The 22,397-nt window shown below is 36.0% G+C and carries 20 protein-coding genes and 1 tRNA gene; 12 read left to right on the top strand and 9 right to left on the bottom strand.

Going from position 1 to position 22,397, the window contains the following annotated elements; genetic code table 11:
• Positions 1-4 precede the first annotated feature (4 nt).
• From KO527_RS02975 to KO527_RS03000, 6 genes are all read left to right on the top strand, one after another.
• Positions 5-616 carry a DsbA family protein gene (locus tag KO527_RS02975; protein ID WP_216038896.1) on the top strand — a complete coding sequence of 204 codons (612 nt, stop codon included), beginning with the start codon at positions 5-7 and terminating at the stop codon, positions 614-616.
• Positions 617-649: 33 nt separating this feature from the next.
• Positions 650-1,180 (top strand): hypothetical protein, encoded by a 531-nt coding sequence (locus KO527_RS02980; protein WP_216038897.1) that lies wholly within the window; start codon positions 650-652, stop codon positions 1,178-1,180.
• Between the two features lie 157 nt (positions 1,181-1,337).
• Positions 1,338-2,426 carry an HDOD domain-containing protein gene (locus KO527_RS02985; RefSeq protein WP_216038898.1) on the top strand — a complete coding sequence of 363 codons (1,089 nt, stop codon included), beginning with the start codon at positions 1,338-1,340 and terminating at the stop codon, positions 2,424-2,426.
• Between the two features lie 77 nt (positions 2,427-2,503).
• Positions 2,504-3,205 carry a hypothetical protein gene (locus KO527_RS02990; protein WP_216038899.1) on the top strand — a complete coding sequence of 234 codons (702 nt, stop codon included), beginning with the start codon at positions 2,504-2,506 and terminating at the stop codon, positions 3,203-3,205.
• 195 nt (positions 3,206-3,400) lie between these two features.
• Entirely contained in the window at positions 3,401-4,555 is a 1,155-nt protein-coding gene (locus tag KO527_RS02995) for an erythromycin esterase family protein (protein ID WP_216038900.1), read from the top strand.
• A gap of 128 nt (positions 4,556-4,683) precedes the next feature.
• Positions 4,684-4,774: transfer RNA gene (locus KO527_RS03000), tRNA-Ser, on the top strand.
• 325 nt (positions 4,775-5,099) lie between these two features.
• Here KO527_RS03000 and pyk read toward each other — a convergent pair.
• Positions 5,100-6,536, bottom strand: a complete 1,437-nt coding sequence (gene pyk, locus KO527_RS03005) for a pyruvate kinase (protein WP_216038901.1) — start codon at positions 6,534-6,536, stop codon at positions 5,100-5,102.
• 297 nt (positions 6,537-6,833) lie between these two features.
• Here pyk and gndA point away from each other — a divergent pair, with 297 nt between their 5' ends.
• The gene (gene gndA / locus KO527_RS03010; RefSeq protein ID WP_216038902.1) at positions 6,834-8,207 is read left to right on the top strand and encodes an NADP-dependent phosphogluconate dehydrogenase; all 1,374 of its coding nucleotides are present in this window, start codon (positions 6,834-6,836) and stop codon (positions 8,205-8,207) included.
• Between the two features lie 215 nt (positions 8,208-8,422).
• The gene (gene msrB / locus KO527_RS03015) at positions 8,423-8,788 is read left to right on the top strand and encodes a peptide-methionine (R)-S-oxide reductase MsrB (protein WP_216038903.1); all 366 of its coding nucleotides are present in this window, start codon (positions 8,423-8,425) and stop codon (positions 8,786-8,788) included.
• A gap of 166 nt (positions 8,789-8,954) precedes the next feature.
• Here msrB and KO527_RS03020 read toward each other — a convergent pair whose 3' ends face one another.
• From KO527_RS03020 to KO527_RS03055, 8 genes are all read right to left on the bottom strand, one after another.
• Entirely contained in the window at positions 8,955-9,614 is a 660-nt protein-coding gene (locus KO527_RS03020) for a 3-oxoacid CoA-transferase subunit B (RefSeq protein ID WP_216038904.1), read from the bottom strand.
• An 18-nt stretch (positions 9,615-9,632) separates the two neighbouring features.
• The gene (locus KO527_RS03025) at positions 9,633-10,337 is read right to left on the bottom strand and encodes a CoA transferase subunit A (protein ID WP_216038905.1); all 705 of its coding nucleotides are present in this window, start codon (positions 10,335-10,337) and stop codon (positions 9,633-9,635) included.
• A gap of 108 nt (positions 10,338-10,445) precedes the next feature.
• Entirely contained in the window at positions 10,446-11,357 is a 912-nt protein-coding gene (locus KO527_RS03030) for a hydroxymethylglutaryl-CoA lyase (RefSeq protein WP_216038906.1), read from the bottom strand.
• A 2-nt stretch (positions 11,358-11,359) separates the two neighbouring features.
• Positions 11,360-13,318 (bottom strand): acetyl/propionyl/methylcrotonyl-CoA carboxylase subunit alpha, encoded by a 1,959-nt coding sequence (locus KO527_RS03035; RefSeq protein ID WP_216038907.1) that lies wholly within the window; start codon positions 13,316-13,318, stop codon positions 11,360-11,362.
• A 35-nt stretch (positions 13,319-13,353) separates the two neighbouring features.
• Positions 13,354-14,121: an enoyl-CoA hydratase-related protein gene (locus KO527_RS03040; RefSeq protein ID WP_216038908.1), complete on the bottom strand. Its 768-nt coding sequence runs from the start codon at positions 14,119-14,121 to the stop codon at positions 13,354-13,356.
• Between the two features lie 109 nt (positions 14,122-14,230).
• A complete protein-coding gene (locus KO527_RS03045) occupies positions 14,231-15,838 on the bottom strand; it encodes a carboxyl transferase domain-containing protein (RefSeq protein WP_216038909.1) in 1,608 nt (535 codons plus the stop codon).
• Between the two features lie 48 nt (positions 15,839-15,886).
• Entirely contained in the window at positions 15,887-17,062 is a 1,176-nt protein-coding gene (locus KO527_RS03050) for an isovaleryl-CoA dehydrogenase (RefSeq protein ID WP_216038910.1), read from the bottom strand.
• Positions 17,063-17,109: 47 nt separating this feature from the next.
• A complete protein-coding gene (locus KO527_RS03055; protein WP_216038911.1) occupies positions 17,110-17,517 on the bottom strand; it encodes a MerR family DNA-binding transcriptional regulator in 408 nt (135 codons plus the stop codon).
• Positions 17,518-17,885: 368 nt separating this feature from the next.
• Between KO527_RS03055 and KO527_RS03060 the strand changes: the two genes are divergently transcribed.
• The 4 genes from KO527_RS03060 to KO527_RS03075 all read left to right on the top strand — a co-directional run bounded on the left by KO527_RS03060 (position 17,886) and on the right by KO527_RS03075 (position 22,393).
• A complete protein-coding gene (locus tag KO527_RS03060; RefSeq protein ID WP_216038912.1) occupies positions 17,886-19,070 on the top strand; it encodes an acetyl-CoA C-acyltransferase in 1,185 nt (394 codons plus the stop codon).
• A 183-nt stretch (positions 19,071-19,253) separates the two neighbouring features.
• Complete coding sequence (locus KO527_RS03065; protein ID WP_216038913.1) at positions 19,254-20,411, top strand: acyl-CoA dehydrogenase family protein; 1,158 nt, start codon at positions 19,254-19,256, stop codon at positions 20,409-20,411.
• Positions 20,412-20,486: 75 nt separating this feature from the next.
• The gene (locus KO527_RS03070; RefSeq protein WP_216038914.1) at positions 20,487-21,263 is read left to right on the top strand and encodes an enoyl-CoA hydratase; all 777 of its coding nucleotides are present in this window, start codon (positions 20,487-20,489) and stop codon (positions 21,261-21,263) included.
• A complete protein-coding gene (locus KO527_RS03075) occupies positions 21,263-22,393 on the top strand; it encodes an enoyl-CoA hydratase/isomerase family protein (protein ID WP_216038915.1) in 1,131 nt (376 codons plus the stop codon). Before KO527_RS03070 ends, KO527_RS03075 begins: the two co-directional genes overlap by 1 nt.
• Positions 22,394-22,397: the final 4 nt, after the last annotated feature.

The raw sequence follows: 22,397 nt of genomic DNA on the forward strand, positions 1-22,397 counted from the left end.
TATCATGAATAGACCTACTTTATTTTATATATATGATCCCATGTGTAGCTGGTGCTGGGGATATAAGAAAACGTGGCAAAAATTACAACAGGTTTTAGCGCCTTTAGTTGATATCGAATATAAAGTTGGCGGATTGGCGCCCGATTCTGATGTGGCTATGCCAATGCCAATGCAAGAGTTTTTACAATCAACATGGCAAAAAATAGAAAAAGATCTAGGTACTGAGTTTAATCATGATTTTTGGCGTGATAGAACGCCGAAACGTTCAACTTATCCAGCATGTCGTGCAGTGATTATTGCAAGAGACTATCAGTTAGAAACTCAAATGCTTGAATCTATTCAAAAAGCTTATTACCTTGAAGCACAAAACCCATCAAATAATGACGTCCTGATCCAGTTAGCGCAATGCTTGGGAATAGATAAGATTGAATTCGAACAAAAGTTAAAAAGTGATGAGATTAATAATAAATTGATATCAGAAATTAATTTGATACAAAAAATGCCAATACAAGGCTTTCCTTCTCTTGTATTACATCTCGATGAACAATATCATCCAATAAGAATTGATTACAAAAACTTTAACACAACACTAGAAGAAATAAAGTCACATTTATAAAGCGGCTATAATCAAAGGTATTAAGGAATTAAAATGAAAACAAGGATCGTCGTTTACTCAGTATTATTAATAATAATCCTGTTAGTTAGCCTTAAACCTGCAACTATAAAAAATGAAGGGTTGATCATTTATAATCAGCCTCAAAATGATATTCCAGTTGAACAATTCATCCGTAATTGGGAAACGATGTCAGTTATTAAGGCTCAGGTTGTATCCGATATTGATGACCGACTTATCTTAAAAATTGATTATTTATATTCAGGCGATCATGGAGACGTTGTAACTACATGCGGTGGCGTATCTTTCGACGGAAAAAGAGGTGATTGGTCTTGTAGACCTTCTGGTGTGAAAAAGGGCAGGGGAACAGCGATACTGAGCTTTGGTTTATCATCGGCTGCAAAAGATACTGAATGCTCTACTGATATTACATTTAGTATTTACGATAATAAGGGGTCTGTATTTGCACATCAAAAAATTCCTTATGAAAAGATATGGTATAAAAATAAAAATGGGATACTAGGCTCTGTTTCTAAACTGTTTTCATCTTGCCCCGTATATAGCTAATTATGGGTTTTTAGATTTAAAACTCTATAACTGAAAACTAAACCTGATATACTCGCGACCTTGAAATATCCCTTATATTTGTAAGGGGTATTTAAACACATGGAAGTAGAACCATACAGATAAGGATATTTATGTTATTTGCTTAAAGGTCCATCAGTTGTTTAAAAAATTATTAAAAGCGTTATTTTCAAAAAAAATAAAAAATACACCAGATTTAGAGTATTTTGAAAGAACACGTAATAGTGTAGATTCAAAAATCCAGCCCCAAACAATTGATTTTACCCAATCATCATCTGTTTCTTCTACTGGTATAACTATAAAACCAATCAACCAACACGATGCTGATTTTCATCATTATTTATTTGGTCAATCAGAAAAGCAAAATAAACTAGACCCGTTTAGTGTATTTGTCTCATCAAAAATTGAGCTATTATTACTGTCACCTAAAACATTGATAGATAAACTGCCTGTTCTGCCATCTACAGTCACCATTTTGATGACTACAATGAAAGAAGATGATTTTAATCTTAATGAAATATTAAAGATTATCGAACAAGAACCTAGTATTGCAGCTGATGTGATAAAAACGGCAAACAGTGCTTTTTATAAACGAAGTGAAAGGCAAGTTACGGATCTTAAATCAGCATTTATGAACCTTGGTTCTCAAGGTTTATACGAAAGTGTTTTGATAAGTTATACAAAGAAATTATCACCTAGTAGTAATATATATTTTAAACAATTTGGTGAGAAAATATGGCAACATAGCCTTAAAACTGCAATTTATTCTAAAGATATATATATAAACTCAAATGATAATAAAGATGGTTCTACTGCATATTTAGTAGGTCTTATAAGAAATTTAGGAAAAATGGTTATTTTCCAAATAATGATCGAAGCATTTAGTCATGTAGACCCAAATGTACCGCCTAACTCACAAGCATTTAAAAACTTAATTTCTACATTTTCAACGAGATTAACTTATGCAATTGCTAAGCATTGGCAATTACCAACGGAAATAATTAATGCTATTGCTAATCAAACAAAAGTTAAATCAGCAACATGTGAAATTGCACAAGCAGTATATGAAGCAAACATAATTAGTGAGCTAGAATATATTTTTGAAGCAGACATCATAGATGAATCCGAATTTAAATTACGATGTCGTCAAAGGCTTTCATCAACAGGGGCTTTTAAGCTTGCCCAGAAAACGATAAACAAATTAAAACAGGCAAAAATAACAGATTAAAAAACTAATATCGTTACTGTATTTTGTGTTAAATTACGGTGTTATAAAATAAAAACCAGTGAAACTTAGGAATACCAATGGATTTACAAGAACTATATACCAAGCGTAAAGGTGAAGAGTTATTTGCTTTGTATGATGATGGTGATTTTGATGCTGGTTTATTTGCCGCTAAACTTGTATTTAATGATGCATATAAAGCGCCTATTCCTGAAGGCATGAAGAAAAAAGAAGCCAAAGATAAATTAAAAAAAGATGCTGAAGATTGTATCGTCACAGGCGCTGAAAAAGGCCATTTAGCTAGTTTAATTGAAGCTGCCGATATGCACTTTTCAACTCGTGTTACGCCAGGTCCATTTGGTAGTACAGTTGTTTTTGCTAATTATAAACAAGCTAAAACTTGGTATTTATCTTTATTAGACAGAGATGATATAGATGCAGAGCTTAGATGTTTATCAAATTTCAGAGTAGGGCTATTAACCAAGTTAATTGGCGGAAAAGATAATACTGATTGGCAAGAAGTCATTAAATATTGGCAAGCCGCTCAAGAAAGTGCAGTTAAAGGGTCTGAACTGGCTATTTCAGCATTAGCAATGCATTATTTTGAAAATAAAGACTATGAAGCAGCTGTACCTTTACTTGAATCTATTTATTTAGAAGCACCATACACTGCATTAACTTTAGCGCTCTGTTATAAAAATGGCTTAGGTGTAGAAATTAATATTGATAAATCAAAAGAATTAGATGATTTTTGGGCAGAAAAGATTGGCAAAGCCAAGTAACTGTTTAATAGATACGCAAGTAAATTAAAAGCCTCTATTTAGAGGTCTTTTTATGCCTAAAAATAATACACTACAACCGGATTTAAAGGGTTTAAACATAATTACTAATTGATTGAAGTTTTTATACTTAAGTCTAATGGAAGCAGAAATGTTTTTATTATAAGTTCCTTTGACTATATTTTAGGGACTATAACAATGACAATAATAAAAGTAGTTGCTTGCGTCGTATTACTGAACGCAGTTTTCTCAGGTAAAGCTATTGGAGAAGTAAACTATAAACTACAATTCAATAAATTATCAAAACAAATATCTGATAAAAGTTATGTCGCATTAGGTGAGCAAAGCCATGGAGCAGGGAATGTTTTTGATTTTAAGGCTCAATTTGTTCAGTACATGCATCAAAAACATAATTTCGATGTATTTATAATTGAAAGCGGTCTTTTTGATATTGATATGCTTTATCGTGACTATTTATCATCTGGAAAATCAATAGAAAAAAATGCACCTGGTAATATATTCTATATGTATGCAAATAGTGCAGAAATGTCACCTTTGTTTAAATATATAGAAAAGACTCAACATACAAATAGACCTTTAATATTAGCTGGATTTGATAGCCAGCATACAGGTTCACTATCTAATCAATATTTACTAAATGATTTATCTAAAGAATTGCCGGGGTTTACTAATGAATTTACAGAGACTCAGTGGAAAAAATTAAGGCAAGAATTTGAATTAGTTCTAAAGGTAAAATCACTAAAACCAAATGATACCAAACTCAAGCAATTCCAAAAAAACTATAATGCGTTAAAGGTACATGCAAATAATATAAAAAATAGACGTTCTTTTTGGCTTCGAATTATAGCGGGGCTTAAAGCCCAGACATATCGACAATGGCAAATTGAAGATTTACGTAGTAAAGAAATAGGTAATAATCTTGTTTGGATAGCAAACCAATACCCTGGTAAAAAAGTTTTAATTTGGGGCCATACTTTCCATGTAGAAAAAAACTTAGTGCATGAAACTGAAAATGCTGGAAAAGTAATGCTAAAAGAGTTCGGTGATGATTATTTTGTCTCTCACATTACAGGTAGTTCTGGTACATATGTCGACTTTATAGATATGAAAACAAAGCTAGTTAAAAAGTCAGAAACTGATAGTTTCGAAGTGAAAACCTCCAAACATAAATGTACAGTTTGTGTTGTAAATTTAGATACACTAGAACAACCAGAACAAATTGAAGACATATTATATTTTAACTACACAAATTTAGTTCCTTTTATGAAAAATAAGCATAAATGGGACAATGTTGTTTATTTTAAAGAAATTACACCTAGTAAGAAAAAATAATAATTGAATCTAAATTATGTAAAGATAACAATACAAAAGGGGTGGAATGACGTTGAATTATTACATTTTATATTATGTGATTTTTTTGCATATATATTAATTTTTGCTACTATGCACGAGTTAATGACGGAGAGATGGCAGAGTGGTCGAATGCACCGGTCTTGAAAACCGGCATGGGTTTATAGCCCATCTAGGGTTCAAATCCCTATCTCTCCGCCACCTCATTCCCTAAAGCCACCTTGAGTGGCTTTCTTTCTTTTTGCCATTTAGTTTTTTTCTTGTCATTCTAATTGTTCAAGCAGCTAATCTGTATCGATTTATCATTTAAAGCCAACACTTATTTTAGTTACTTTTAGGCTATATTTTTACTTATAGAAAATAGATATTCAATTGACCCCATTTTATTGTTTGATGGACAACATTGTATCTAATGTAGATATAATCTTATGATTAGTAGAAAGCAGGAGTGTTAAGGATGACAAATTAAGCAAAAAAAACCAGATCATAGATCTGGTTTTTAAAATGAAATAAACTTAACTAATTATTAAGCGACTGTTAGAATCTTCATTGTATTACTCGCGCCAACAGTTTCCATTGCGTCACCGTGAGTTAAAATCACTTTATCGCCTGACTCTAAAATCCCTTTTTCGACAAGCGTATTTAATGCTTCTTTAGTTAAATCATTTGCTTCAAACTGCGTTGAATCAAACTCAACTGGGTAAACACCACGGTAAAGTGCTGTTTGACCTAAAGTCATTGAATGACGAGATAAAGAGTAAATTGGTAATGAAGACGTGATACGTGACATTAGCTTAGCAGTACTACCTGACTCAGTTAATGCAACAATCGCTTTAATGCTGTCTAAATGGTTAGCTGCATACATAGCTGCTAGTGCAACAGTCTCTGATGCATTTTCAAACATGCATTCAAGTCTATGTTTAGAAACTTGTGTTTCTGGTTGTGATTCTGCACCTTTACAAACACGTGCCATCGTTGCAACTGTTTCTTCTGGGTAGTCACCCGCAGCAGTTTCTGCTGAAAGCATTACCGCATCAGTACCATCAAGCACTGCATTAGCAACATCCATAACCTCTGCACGAGTTGGCATAGGGTTATCGATCATAGATTCCATCATTTGTGTCGCAGTAACTACAACGCGGTTTAATGTGCGAGCACGTTGTATAATCAGTTTTTGTTTACCCACTAATTCAGCATCACCGATTTCTACACCTAAATCACCACGTGCTACCATAACTGCATCTGATGCAAGTACAATATCATCGATAGCTTCTACTGACTCAACAGCTTCAGCACGTTCAATTTTAGCTAAAAGCTGTGCTTTGCTGCCAGCTTGGTTTGCTAAATTACGTACGTGACGCATATCATCACCGCTACGCGGGAAAGATACTGCAATATAGTCAACTTCAATTTCAGCAGCCGTTATTAAATCAGCTTCATCTTTTTCAGTAAAAGCAGGGGCAGTTAAACCCCCACCTAAACGATTAATGCCTTTATTGTTAGATAACACACCGCCAACAGTAACTGTTGTAAAAACCTTATTACCTTCAATAGAATCTACAACCAATTGAATTAAACCATCGTTTAATAATAATAAGTCTGATGGTGAAACATCATTTGGTAATTCTTTATAGTCAATACCAACGCCATTGATATCGCCTTCGCCTAAACCTAAATCAGCATCTAGAATAAATTTTGCACCAACTTCTAAAGTAACTTTAGAGTCTTTAAAAGTAGAAACTCGGATTTTAGGGCCTTGTAAATCGGCAAGAATAGCAACATGGCAACCTAATTTTTTAGCGATTGTACGGGTTTGTTCTGCGCGGTCTTTATGATCTTGAGCTACACCATGGGAAAAGTTCAAACGAACAACATTTGCACCAGCTTTGATAATTTTTTCTAGGTTATTATCTCTATCTGTAGCGGGTCCAAGTGTTGCAACGATTTTAGTGCGTCTAGGCATCTTATGCTCCTGAATGTATAAAATTATAATGCTGACTAATGGCTAGTCATATTATCATACTGAATGACGATTGTGACAAAAGTATGACACCGGTGTCATGCTTCGTCAATAGATTTGTAAAAACTGTGAAAATTTGGGTAAAAAGAACGATAAATTTAGGTTAATTTTAATCAAGCATTGAAAGGTAAATATAATACCCTATAATGCGCGACTTTATCATTCAAATTTTTATGAATGATATTTTAATTTTGAAATACACTTATATAAATTAATACTTTCGCTCTTCGGGAGAAATACATGCAGGTTGCATTAGTTGGTTTAGGCGTTATGGGTAAAAACCTTGCTCTAAATTTAATAGAAAAAGGTGTCACTTTAGTTGCATATGACAAAAATCCAGATGCAGGAGAAGATTTATTACGTTTAGCAAAATCTGAAGGTACTGCTGAGCGTTTACATATCGTTTCAGATATCGGTGATATGGTTCGCAGACTAGAAGCACCGCGTTCTATTTTATTATTAGTACCAGCTGGCGAGTTAGTAGATCGTGTATGTCTAGAGCTTGTAGAGGCAGGTGTTGAGATCAATGATATGATCATTGATTGTGGTAACAGTAATTATAAAGATGGAATTTCTCGTAAACTTAAATACCAAAACAAATTTGAATTTGCCACTATGGGTATATCAGGCGGTGCTGAAGGCGCACGTCACGGTCCAGCAATGATGGCAAGTGGCTCAGAAGGAGGCTGGGAACGTATAGAACCTTCTTTTGAAAAAATTGCTGCTAACTTTAACAATGAATCTTGTTTCGCACGAGTAGGTCACTCTGCAAGTGGTCACTTTGTAAAAATGGTTCACAACGGTATTGAGTATGCATTAATGCAGCTAATTGCTGAAATGTACCAATTATTGCGTGATGGCTGTGGTAAATCACCTAAAGAAATATCAGAAATATTTGATACTTGGTCTGAAGGCGAATTACAGAGTTACTTATTATCAATTTCTAGTCATATTCTTAAATTAGAGACAAGCAACAACGAATCTTTAGTTGATTTAATTGATAATAGAGTAGGCGCTAAAGGTACAGGACTTTGGACTGCACAAAATGCATTAGAGTTAGGTATTGCAGTTCCATCTTTAGTAGCCGCGGTACAAGCACGTCATCTAACTAATACTAAAGAAACGCATGCAGCTAAAGAAATGACTTACGCATCGAAAACAACTGCTAAAGTCAAAATCGATTTAGAAGAGTTGAAACAAGCATTCCATTTAGCGAGTTTACTAGCTTATCGCCAAGGTTTGGCATTAATCAAAGGTGCATCTCGTTCACATCAGTGGAAAGTTGACCTTGGCAAAACGCTACAAACTTGGCGTGCTGGCTGTATTATACGTGCTGATTACCTAGATCAAATAGCACAAGGTGTTGAGTTTATTGATACGTTAACAAGTGAGTCAGATGCATTACGCAAAGTGTCTGGTTTAGCAATCGCTTCAGGTTTAGCTTTTCCTGTGTTAACAGCGAGTCAAACTTATCTTGCAACATTAACAACACCAAGTAATGGTCACTTAGTGCAAGCGCAAAGAGATTATTTTGGTGAGCATGGTATCAAAACACATAACGATGGCACATGTCACTTAACTGATCTTGTGGATATCGACGCAAAAGTAAGATAATTAAATTACTACACAGTTCAATAAACAGGTTGTGTAGTAAAAAATTAACCCCACTTTATCTTATTAAAATATTTGATTCTGTCTGCTTGATAGAATCAAATATTTATTAACTTCTCACTCATTACATTCTATTATTCTATCCTAATATTTCATTTTCAATTATTGCCAATCCATGGTGGTAATCGACATGCAAAAATATCTATAAAGAGAAGCCGATGAAAACATGTTGGACTAAACATTTAACTGATGAACAAAAAGCGGTGTGCGAACATGGCGGTACTGAATATCCACATACAGGTGAATATAATAATCATTTTGAAAATGGTGTCTATAAGTGTATATGTTGTGCGCAGCCATTATTTGATGGTAGTAACAAGTTTCAAACGGGCTGTGGTTGGCCTGCTTTTATAAAACCCTTTGATAACGCTGTGAGGTACTTACATGATGAATCGCATGGTATGAAACGCACTGAAGTGCGCTGTAATAAATGTGATTCACATTTAGGCCATGTTTTTGATGATGGTCCGACACCTGAAGGTACTAGATATTGTATCAATTCAATTTGCTTGAGTTTTGATTAATAGAATTTCAACTGCGTGATCAGTTAATTAACGCAAATGGTATAATAAGAGCAAATAAAAAATCCCTCGCTAGAGGGATTTTGGGGGTTTCTCAACATCTTTGACGTTGGGAATGAGGTCGGTATATTGAACTGTTATCAACAGCTCAATAAATTCTGTTTAGGGTTTACTCAAAAGTCATTTCAGGGATCTCACCCTCAACAATTAACTTACCAGCAGTTTTTGCGATGATTTCATCAACAGGTACACCTGGTGCACGCTCTAATAAATGAAATGCGCCAGCTTTTACTTCTAATACAGCTAAATCAGTCACTATCTTCTTTACACAATTAACACCCGTTAGAGGTAAAGTACAAGCTTCTAATAATTTAGATTCACCATGTTTATTGGCGTGAGTCATCGTTACTATGATATTTTGTGCGCCTGCGACTAAGTCCATTGCGCCGCCCATACCTTTAATTAACTTTTTTGGGATCATCCAAGAAGCAATAGACCCATTTTGGTCAACTTCGAAAGCACCTAGTACAGTTAAGTCTACGTGACCACCCCGTATCATTGCAAAGCTTTCAGCACTATTAAATATTGCCGCACCTGTGGCTGCTGTAACGGTTTCTTTACCCGCGTTGATCATATCTGCATCAACTTCGTCTTCAGTAGGGAATTGACCCATACCTAAAAGTCCGTTTTCTGACTGTAACATTACTTCTATATCATCAGGTACGTAATTAGCAACTAGGGTAGGGATCCCTATTCCTAAGTTAACGTAATAACCATCTTGTAGCTCTTGTGCAACACGTTTAGCAACTTGTTCTCTTGATAAAGACATTATAATTCTCCGTATTGCTTATTCAGATGGACGTGTAGTAACACGCTCGATACGTTTTTCAAATGTGCCTTTGATAACACGGTTTACATAAATACCCGGTGTATGAATTTCACTTGGTGACAATTCACCAGGCTCTACAATTTCTTCGACTTCTACAACCGTAATTTTACCTGCTGTTGCTGCCATAGGGTTAAAGTTCATTGCAGTATGACGAAAAACTAAATTACCATATCTGTCAGCTTTCCATGCTTTAACAATTGCAAATTCGCCTGTAATCGACTCTTCTAGAATATAAGGTCGGCCATTAAACTCTTTTACTTCTTTACCTTCAGCAATAGGTGTGCCGTAACCCGTTGCAGTATAGAAACCAGGAATACCAGCACCACCGGCACGCATTTTCTCGGCTAAAGTACCTTGAGGTGTTAATTCAACATCAATTTCACCACTTAATAGTTGCTGTTCAAAAAGGGCATTTTCACCTACATAAGAAGCAATAATTTTTTTGATTTGTTTATCTTGTAATAATATGCCTAAACCAAAATCATCAACACCACAGTTATTAGATACTACAGTTAAATCTTTAGTACCTTGCTTTTTAATTTCTGCGATTAAACCTTCTGGAATACCACATAAGCCAAATCCACCGGCAATCACTGTATCGCCATCTTTTAGACCTTTCATGGCCTCTGCATAACTCGAAACTACTTTATCGAAACCTGCCATTTGGGCGTGCTCCCTTAATTGTATGATGTTTTACCTGAGTAAAAAACACAGGTAAATACTTCTAAAAATAATACTAAATTCGAATTTTGAGAATAGTAAATATTTAATTTACTCACTCAGTTCCGCTTGCATAGCAAGGGATACTTTACTGGCTGGTACTTTATTTAATGCTTTAGATATTTGCCAGCCCGCTTTCGAGAGCCTTTTTATATCAATATTAGTATCAATGCCAAGTCCATCAAGCATATAAATTAAGTCTTCAGTGGCAACATTTCCTGACGCACCTTTAGCATAAGGGCAACCACCTAAACCTGCTACAGCCGCGTCAACAGTGGCGATACCGAGTTTTAGAGCAGCGTAAATATTTGTCAACGCTTGCCCATAAGTGTCATGAAAATGTACAGCTAGCTTATTTGCTGGAATTTCCTGAAGTAGTGACGATATTAATGCTTCTGTTTTGCCTGGTGTACCCACACCTACAGTATCGCCTAGGCTGATCTCATAACAGCCCATATCTAGCAACATTTTAGATACACGAACTACTTCAGATACTTCAACATCACCTTGATATGGACAACCCATTACGCAACTGACATAACCACGTACTTTGATGTTATGTTCATTGGCAAAAGACATGATTTCTTTAAAACGTTCTATGCTTTCGTCAATAGAGCAATTAATATTTTTTTGGCAAAACGCTTCACTGGCAGCTGTGAAAATAGCGAACTCTTTAATACCCGCTTCAAAAGCCAGTTGTGCGCCTTTTAAGTTAGGTGTTAAAGCGCTAAATTCAGCGCTGTTATGATTTAATGACTCAATAACAAGCTTTGAGTCTGCCATTTGAGGCACCCACTTGGGTGATACAAATGCACCTGCTTCTATATGTTTAACACCAGCATCTACTAATCCATTGATCAGAACGATTTTATCTTGTGTTGTAACTTTTGTTTCATTCTGTAGGCCATCACGTGCACCCACTTCAACGACTTTAACAAATGAAGGTAATTTTGATTTTGTCATGGTTAAGCGTCTTCCTGATCAACTATGGCTAATAGGTTGCCGTGTGATACTAATTCGCCTTCATCAAAACAGAAGCTCGTAAGCGTACCATCATAAGGTGCAGTCAATGTATATTCCATTTTCATGGCTTCAATCACAACAATCGCATCACCTTTTTCGACTTTACTGCCAAGCGCTAATAAATGCTTAACAACAGTGCCGTTTAAAGGCGCCGCTAGTGAAGCATCATCATTTTCGACTTCACTGACATAATGTTTGTCTTTTAACTGATATCTGTGTGTCGTTGCTAGATACATTAACTCTATTTGATTTTGATCTAATACATAATCAGCAGTGTATTTGATACCGTCAATATTAGCGTTGATATGGGTATCATTGATAAATATATCAGCTGTAATAGTTTGATCATCAAGTGTTAAACTGTAACTCGAGCCATTACATACTGCAGATATATTAGTTAATTCTGTAAAAGGAATTTTAATATTATTAGCTTGGTTTAATCTAAAACCTTGTTGCTTGTTCCATGGTGAGGCGCAATTTTGATTTTTAATAGAATCTAGATATACAAGACTTGCAAGAATATTACAGATTTTTAAATCTGCATTGTCTACTTGAACTAACTCATCTTGGTTTTCATCTATAAAATGCGTATCAGGTTGTGTTTTAACAAAGCCATCATGACTTGCTAAGTTATGTAAAAAGGCCACATTACAATGGAAACCTGCTAAATGAAATTCTTCTAATGCAGACTGTAATCTTTTAATCGCTAAATCACGTGTTTCATCCCAAACAATTAATTTAGCTATCATAGGGTCGTAGAAACTACTGATTTCACTGCCCGTATTTACACCTGTATCTATACGGATGTGCTTTGAGTTTTCTGGTGTGGCGAGTAACTTAATAATACCTGAACATGGCATAAAATCAGCTGATGGGTCTTCTGCATATATACGTGCTTCTAAAGAATGACCTGTTAAAGTAATGTCATCTTGCGTTAAAGCTAGAGTTTCATTTGATGCAACTCGAATTTGCCACTCAACTAAGTCAACACCTGTTACCATTTCTGTTACTGGATGTTCAACTTGAAGTCGCGTATTCATTTCCATAAAGAAGAATTCATCACCACACAATAAAAACTCAACTGTACCAGCACCTTGGTAATTAATTGCTTGTGCACACCTTACTGCAGCTTCACCCATTTCTTTTCTAAGTGCATCTGATAGTTGCGGTGCAGGAGCTTCTTCAATTACTTTTTGATGACGTCGTTGTAAAGAACAATCTCTATCGCCTAAATAAACACAGTTACCGTGATTATCTGCAAAAACTTGTACTTCAACATGACGTGGCTTAGTAACGTATCTTTCAAGCAACATTTGATCGTTACCAAAACCAGAAATCGCTTCACGTTTTGCTGATGCTAACATAGTCATAAATTCATCTTCAGAATTCACAATACGCATGCCTTTACCGCCACCGCCAAATGCCGCTTTCAGTAAAATTGGATAACCCATCTTATTCGCTTCTTCAAATAAGAATGACTCATCTTGGTTATGGCCATAATAACCTGGTACTAATGGTACATTAGCCTCAGCCATGATTTCTTTAGAACGAGATTTAGAGCCCATCGCTTCAATGGCAGACTCAGGTGGTCCGACAAAAGCGATATCATTATCTTTACATAAACGAGAAAACTCACAGTTTTCAGATAAAAATCCGTAACCTGGATGAATGCAATCAGCACCGGCACGTTTTGCTACTTCAATTATTTTACTTGCAACTAAATAAGAATCTTTACTTGGTGCTGGACCAATATGATACGCTTCATCAGCTTGTTGCACGTGAAGAGAGTTTTTATCTGCATCTGAGTAAACAGCAACTGTTTTTAAACCTAAACGCTTGGCTGTTTTTATTACGCGGCAAGCAATCTCACCACGGTTTGCAATAAGTATTTTTTTTAACATTGTTTATTACCTTTTTATGCTCAATCGTTTAAGTATTATTGTTGCCAATTTGGCGCGCGTTTTTCAAAAAAAGCACTTAAGCCTTCTTGGCCTTCAACTGATACACGAATTGACGCAATACGTTCAGCTGTTAAATCTTGTAATGTTTGATTAATTTCTTTGTTTGCAACATCTTCAATTAACTCTTTTGCAGCAATCACTGCTTTTGGACTGTTATTAAGTATGTTTTTTATTGCATCATTAACAGTTGACTCTAGTTCGTCAGTAATTTCGTGGATCAAACCCAGTTCTAACGCTTTATCTGCTTTAAATATTTCAGCTGATAAAAAATAACGACGAGATTGTCTTTCACCAATCGCTTTAATCACATAAGGGCTGATCACAGCAGGGATTAATCCTAGCTTAACTTCACTTAAACAAAACTTAGCATCTGGGCTTGCAAAAGCGATGTCACAACAGGCAATTAAGCCTAGCGCACCACCAAATGCAGCACCTTGAACTTGACAAATCGTTGGCATAGGGCAGTTTGCAAGTGTATGCATTAATTTTGCTAATTGTTGAGAGTCAGCAAAATTATCATCAAAGTCATTATCAGCCATTGATTTCATCCAACCTAAATCAGCACCCGCAGAGAAGTGTCGACCTTCACTTTTTAAAATTAAAATCCGTACATCTTGCTCACATGCCTGTGTAATAACATCTATTAGTTGTATTATTGTGATGTCATCAAATGCATTGTGAACTTGAGGGCGATTTAAAGTAACTGTAGCAACTTTGTTTGAAATCGTTAAATTTACAGACATGAGATTTCCTGTCAGTTTTAGAGGTGTTGCCACCTCTATTTAAATGCCACTAAGTGGCTAAAATTGATAACCACATCGTGGTCTAAGCAAAACAGTATTACAGTTTTACTTACATACGAAATACACCAAAGTTAGATTCTTTTTCAGGTGCGTTTTTAGAGGCACTTAAAGCTAAACCTAATACATGGCGTGTTTGAGCAGGGTCGATTATTCCGTCATCCCATAAACGGGCGCTGGCATAATAAGGGTGACCTTGTTCTTCATATTGATCAATAATTGGTTTTTTAAAGTCAGCCACTTCTTCATCTGACATAGAAGCACCTTTACGTGCTAAACCGTCTTGTTTAACTTGTGTTAATACGCCTGCTGCTTGCTCCCCACCCATTACTGAGATACGAGAGTTTGGCCACATCCACATCATAGTCGGTTCAAATGCACGACCACACATACCATAGTTACCAGCACCGTAAGAGCCACCAATAAGGACAGTAAATTTAGGTACATCAGCACATGACACAGCCATTACCATTTTTGCGCCATGCTTTGCGATGCCTTCAGCTTCATATTTTTGACCAACCATAAAACCAGTAATATTTTGTAAAAACACTAATGGAATTTTTCTTTGTGCACATAACTGTATAAAATGCGCACCTTTTTGTGCTGATTCTGAAAATAAAATGCCATTATTTGCAACTATACCTACAGGCATGCCATAAATTTTAGCAAAACCACATACTAACGTTTCGCCAAAATATTTTTTGAATTCATCAAATGCAGAGTCATCAACAGTACGTGCGATGACATCACGAACATCAAAAGGTTTTTTAAGGTCTGTTCCCACAATGCCATAAATTTCTGAAGCGTCATATCTTGGTGGTTTAACGTCATCTAATAAAGGTGCAGTAGGGCGGGTATGATTAACACGTTCAATACATTGGCGTGCAATTGATAACGCATGTTCGTCGTTGTCTGCATAATGATCGGCTACACCCGATACTTTACAATGAACATCAGCACCACCTAAATCTTCTGCAGAAACAACTTCACCCGTTGCAGCTTTAACTAATGGTGGACCAGCTAAAAAGATAGTTCCTTGATCTTTTACTATGATACTTTCGTCAGCCATAGCAGGTACATATGCACCGCCTGCAGTACATAAACCCATTACCACAGCAATTTGAGGAATACCTTTGCCTGACATACGTGCTTGGTTATAAAAAATACGACCAAAATGTAATTTATCAGGGAAAACTTCATCTTGCTCAGGTAAGTTTGCACCACCTGAATCAACAAGATAAATACAAGGCAAATGACATTGCTCTGCAATATCTTGTGCTCTTAAATGTTTTTTTACAGTTAGCGGAAAATATGTCCCACCTTTAACAGTTGCATCATTGGCTATGATCATACATTCTATGCCTTTAACACGACCAATACCCGCTACAATGCCTGCACATGCAATATCTTGTTTATATACGCCGTGTGCTGCAAATTGTGAGATCTCTAAAAATGGTGAGCCCTCATCAATTAATGTATCAATGCGATCACGCACAAACATTTTACCCCGACCTTGATGCCTTTCGATTAATGCATCACCGCCACCTTTAATAAATTTTGCTGTTTGTTTGTGCAAATCTTTTACTAATTCATTCATTGCAGCTTGTTTTTCAACAAAAGCTGGATCGTGACTGTTAATTTGAGATTTTAAAATTGTCATATTTTCCCCTGAACTTATACGCTTTTATTAGTTATGTGAATGTGTGTTCTAACGACTTTCACTAAATAATTCACGACCAATTAGCATACGACGGATTTCAGAAGTACCTGCGCCTATTTCATATAATTTTGCATCACGTAATAAACGACCTGCTGCAAATTCATTGATGTAACCATTGCCACCTAGGATTTGAATAGCATCTAATGCCATTTTTGTTGCAAGTTCTGCAGCATATAAAATAACACCCGCAGCATCTTTACGTGTGGTTTCGCCGCGATCACATGATTTCGCAACTGTGTATACATAACTACGTGCAGCATTCATTTGTGAATACATATCAGCAATTTTTCCTTGAATAAGTTGGAACTTACCAATTTCTGTATCAAACTGCTTACGCTCATGTATATAAGGTACAACTAAGTCCATACATGCTTGCATTATGCCTAAACACCCACCTGACAGAACAACACGTTCGTAATCTAAACCACTCATTAACACTTTAACGCCTTGGTTTAGTTCACCTAAAATATTTTTTTCTGGTACTTCACAATCAACAAAAACAAGTTCACATGTATTTGAACCACGCATACCTAATTTATCTAGTTTTTGTGCTTGAGTGAAACCAGGGAAGTCACGTTCAACAATAAATGCAGTAATACCTTTAGAATGTGCTTCCATATCTGTTTTAGCATACACAACATACGTACTTGCATCTGGACCATTGGTGATCCACATTTTATTACCATTTAAAATGTACTTATCGCCTTTTTTCTCAGCTTTAAGTTTCATTGATACGACATCTGAACCTGCATTTGGTTCACTCATAGCAAGTGCACCAATATGTTCGCCACTAATTAATTTTGGTAAATACTTCTCTTTCTGTGCTTGGTTACCATTACGGAAAATTTGGTTTACACATAAATTAGAATGTGCTCCGTAGCTTAAACCAATAGACGCACTTGCACGGCTGATTTCTTCTACAGCTAAAACATGCTCTAAATAACCTAAACCTGAACCACCAAACTCTTCACTTACTGTTATACCTAATAAACCCATTTCACCAAGTTTCGGCCAAAGTTCATTTGGAAACGCATTATCTAAATCTGTTTTTTCAGCTATAGGGGCGATTTCAGTAGAAGCGAATGAGTTAACGTGATCTTTGATCATGTCCGCGGTTTCGCCTAAACCAAAGTTAAGTTCTTTATATAGAGATATAGTGCTCATGATATGTCCTGTAATGTATTAATAGCTTAAAATATTAAGTCTTTGGTTTAGTCTTCTAAATTATTTAAAGTATCGTGACAGCGTTTTTCGGCTGTAACCAATTCCATAAGTACAACTTTAATGTCATCCATTTGCTGTGTAAGGTGTACTTTTTTATCTTGTATCAGTTCAAGCATGATGTTTAGCTGCTTTGCGCTCGATTTATCTGCATCATATAACTCAAATAAACGGCCAGTTTCAGCCAATGTGAAACCAAGTCTTTTACCGCGTAATATTAATTTAAGACGTACTTTGTCTCTTTTAGTATAAATACGGGTTTGACCATTTCTGGTCGGAGAGATAAGGCCTTGGTCTTCATAAAAACGAATACTACGAGTTGTAATATCAAATTCTTTTGAGAGATCACTGATGCTATATGTTTCTTCTGAGTTCTGTTCGTAGATGTCTTCGTTCATTAAATGTACCCTGATTTAGCATCTTGTATTTTCAATACAATATAAGTGAAGTTTACGTAAAGGTAAAGCTGTGGTGTTATGTAAATGTAAAAAAGTAAGCTAAAGATATCTCTATATACGCATAGTTATTACTGTTCTAGAATTTATTATAGAAAGTAAAATATATTTGTTATTGCTAGTTTGACATAAGTGACAGGTAAGGATTTATCTAAAATCAAAGAAAACTGGAAACATAAGTTGTCAGTAAAATTTACATTTTAATAAATAATGATTAAAGAATTATTTAGTTGACGTTGGCGTAAACGTCAATTTTGTGTATGCTCATAGAATATTAATTTTATTAAACTCGATTTATAGAGAGCGAATATATGTCTGTTGAAGATCCTATTGTTATTGTTAGTGCTAAACGTACCCCTATGGGTGGCTTTATGGGTGCTTTAAGCGGCGCAGATGCGACTGATTTAGGTGCGACTGCAATTAAAAGTGCTGTTGCAAATTCAGGATTAGCATCAAATGATATAGATGAAGTTGTTATGGGTTGTGTTCTTCCCGCTGGGTTAGGCCAAGCGCCTGCACGCCAAGCAACTTTAAAAGCAGGCTTAGAACAAAAAACTGGCGCAACAACTATTAATAAAGTGTGTGGTTCAGGTATAAAAGCTACGATGTTAGCGCATGACCTTATAAAAGCAGACAGTATTGAGGTGGCAATCGCTGGTGGCATGGAAAGCATGTCAAATTCACCATATTTCTTACCTAAAGCACGTGGTGGTTTTAGAATGGGCCACGGTGAAATTAAAGATCACATGATGGCTGATGGTCTAGAAGATGCGTATGAAAACAAAGCCATGGGTGTTTTTGCACAAGAAACAGCTAATGACTATAAATTAACTCGTGAAGATATGGATACATTTGCTATCTCTTCCCTTAAAAAAGCACAAGCAGCGATTGATGCTGGTAGTTTTGACGAAGAAATAGAACCTTTTATTGTTAAAAGCCGTCGTGGAGATACGACAGTAACAACAGATGAAGGCCCAGGTAGTGCACGTCTTGATAAAATTCCTAGCCTAAGAGCTGCATTTGCAAAAGACGGTACTATTACTGCAGCTAATTCATCATCAATTTCAGATGGTGCTGCAGCTTTAGTATTAATGAAAGAATCAACCGCAAAAGCTAAAGGGTTAATACCTTTATGTCGCATTAAAGCACATTCAACGCATTCTCAAGCACCAGCAGAATTTACGGTTGCACCAATTGGCGCGATAAATACTGTACTTGAAAAAGCCGGTTGGGAGTTAAATGACGTTGATTTATGGGAAATAAACGAAGCATTTGCCATGGTAACTATGCTTGCAATTAATGAACTTAAACTTGACGAAAGCAAAGTTAATGTAAACGGTGGCGCGTGTGCATTAGGTCATCCAATTGGTGCCAGTGGTGCGCGTATCTTAGTAACGCTGATCCATGCTTTACGTAATAAAGGTTTAAGCAAAGGTGTAGCTACTTTATGTATTGGTGGCGGTGAAGCTGTCGCAATGGCAGTTGAAGCAATTTAATTTTTAAAAGGCGCTTTTTAGCGCCTTTTATTTTGTGTACTTATTAGTTTCTATATTTAAGTAATCAATATTTACATATAGATATTTGGGAAAACCAATTTAAGCAATAATAACAAACTTAAATTGGCCGTATTCACTAATTGTAAAACATATTAGTTTTAAAAGTATAAAAATGAGAACCTTATGAATTTCAACTTATCTGAAGATCAAATTGCATTTGCAGAAACAGCACGCCAATTTGCATTAACTGAAATGCTACCAAATGCAGCAAAATGGGACGCGGAACATATTTTTCCAAAAGATGTGATTCAAGCTGCAGGTGAACTTGGTTTTTGTGGCCTTTATACACCTGAGGAAGCAGGTGGTTTAGGTTTATCTCGTTTAGATTCAAGCATAATATTTGAACAACTTGCAATGGGATGTACAGCTACTACGGCAATGTTAACAATTCACAATATGGCTACGTGGATGATCGCAAGTTTTGGCACACAAGAAATAAAAGATCAGCTATGTGATGACCTTGTGATGGGTGTAAAACTAGCTTCATATTGTTTAACAGAACCAGGCTCAGGTTCAGATGCGGCATCTTTAAGAACAAAAGCAGTATCTGATGGTGATGATTACATTATCAATGGTTCAAAAATGTTTATTTCTGGTGCAGGCGAGACAGAAGTATTAGTTGTTATGGTACGCACAGGCGAAGCTGGCCCTAAAGGTATATCAGCGGTTGTTGTCCCAGCTGATGCTGAAGGTATCATTTACGGTAAAGCAGAAGAAAAAATGGGTTGGAATGCACAACCGACACGATTAGTTACTTTTGAAAATGTCAGAATTCCAAAATCACATCTATTAGGCAATGAAGGTGACGGTTTTACGTTTGCTATGCAAGGTTTAGACGGTGGCAGAATTAATATCGCAACTTGTTCAATCGGAACGGCTCAACAAGCTTTAAATACAGCAACTGAATATATGAAAGAGCGAGAGCAATTTGGTAAACCGCTTGCTGCATTCCAAGCGCTACAATTTAAACTTGCTGATATGGCAACGGAGCTTGTAGCTGCACGCCAAATGGTGCGCTTAGCAGCATTTAAATTAGATACACAAGACCCTGAAAAAACAGCTTACTGTGCTATGGCTAAACGCTTTGCTACAGATATCGGTTTTACAGTATGTGATGAAGCATTACAGCTGCACGGTGGTTATGGTTACATTAAAGAATATCCATTAGAGCGCCATGTTCGAGATGTACGAGTGCATAAAATTCTAGAAGGTACTAACGAAATCATGCGTTTGATCATTGCCCGTCGCTTATTGGCTGATGGTGCAGGTGATATTTTATAACTATTTATAGGTCAATTAATTGTGCCCATTTGGCATTGATATCATCAATGCCTAGATAAGATTAAGGATAAAAGTATGTCAGCTCAAATCAAATTAGAAAAACAAGATCATATCGCAATTTTAACGATGTCTAATCCACCAGCAAATACTTGGACGCGCGATACTTTAGTTGCTTTAAAAGAATTAGTATTAGAACTAAACGAAGATAAAAATATATATTCGTTAGTGATCACAGGTGAAGGTGATAAGTTCTTTAGTGCCGGTGCAGATTTAAATGTTTTTGCATCTGGTGATAAAGGCATCGCTGCCGATATGTCATTTGTATTTGGCCAAGCATTTGAAACTTTATCGGATTTTAGAGGTGTTTCAATTGCTGCTATTAATGGCTTTGCCATGGGCGGTGGTTTAGAAGTTGCTTTGGCATGTGATATTAGAATTTTAGAACAACAAGCCCAAGTTGCATTACCAGAAGCAAAAGTTGGTTTATTACCATGTGCTGGCGGAACACAAAACCTAGCAACGCTAGTTGGTGAAGGTTGGGCTAAGCGCATGATTTTATGTGGTGAAAGATTAAAATCAGATAAAGCATTACAAATAGGCTTAGTTGAAGAAATTGTCGAAACTGGCTCTTCATTAAAACATGCTTTAGAACTTGCTAAAAAAGTAGAAGAACAAAGCCCTGTTGCAGTATCAGCTTGTAAAACACTTATACAGCAAGGTCGCTCAGGTTCAACCCGTGGCGCGTTACCACTAGAACGTGAAATGTTTGTAACGTTATTTGATACCAAAGATCAAAAAGAAGGTGTACAAGCATTTTTAGAAAAACGTAAAGCAAATTGGGTGAATGGCTAATGAGCTGCGTTTTATTTAAAGAGTTAGAATCTGTTTGTGGCCAAAAAATTGGTGTTGCAACGCTCAATTCTGAAAAGTCTCTTAATGCGTTAAATATGGATATGATCCAGTTATTAACGCCTCAACTGCAAGCTTGGAAAGAAGATGATTCAATTGCGTTAGTTTTATTAGAAGGCGCAGGTGCAAAATCTTTTTGTGCAGGTGGCGATGTTGTTAGCTTATATAAAGCGATGGCAACTGAAGAGAACGGTAAAAGCGACCCATCTAACTATATTGAAACCTTTTTTACAGCAGAATATAAATTAGATTATTTAATTCACCGCTTTGAAAAACCAATTCTATTATGGGGCAACGGCATCATAATGGGCGGTGGTTTAGGTTTAATGGCAGGTGCTAGTCATAAAGTTGTTACCGAAACAGCCCGTATTGCCATGCCTGAAATCACTATCGGATTATACCCAGATGTTGGCGGAAGTTTTTTCTTAAATAAAATGCCAGATCAAGTAGGATTATTTTTGGGATTAACCGGCGCTTCAATGAATTGTGAAGATGCACGTTTTGTTGGACTTGCCGATTATTACATTAAACACGATATTAAAGCTGACATTATCGAAAAGCTACTCATTACAAAATGGGGTAAAACTAAGTCTCTTAATCACGATAAATTAAGTGAAGTATTACAAGGTTTTCAGAATACATCTGGTAAGCCGCCTGTTTCAGAAGTTAAAAACCATATTAAATCAATTTCAGCTATGTCAGATTTTGAAAGTTTAACAGACAAAGTAAATTATTTATTAAACATCGAAATTGAAGATAAATGGTTTAACCGTGCTCAAAAAGGCTTAAGTCATGGTAGTCCATTAAGTGCTCATCTTGTATTTCAACAATTAAAACACGCGCAAGGATTCAGTTTAGGTGATTGTTTCAGACAAGAATTATCGATGTCTGTGCAATGTGGCCGTTTCGGTGAATTTAAAGAGGGTGTACGCGCTTTATTAATTGATAAAGATGGCAAACCAAATTGGCAATTCTCAGATTTAAACTCTGTACCTCAAGAGAGCATCGCACCATTTTTTGAATCTTTGTGGGATAAAGAGGCACATCCATTAGCAACATTAGGAAAGGAATAATCAC

It is taken from the genome of Pseudoalteromonas sp. C2R02 (assembly GCF_018860845.1).
GTDB lineage: Bacteria > Pseudomonadota > Gammaproteobacteria > Enterobacterales > Alteromonadaceae > Pseudoalteromonas.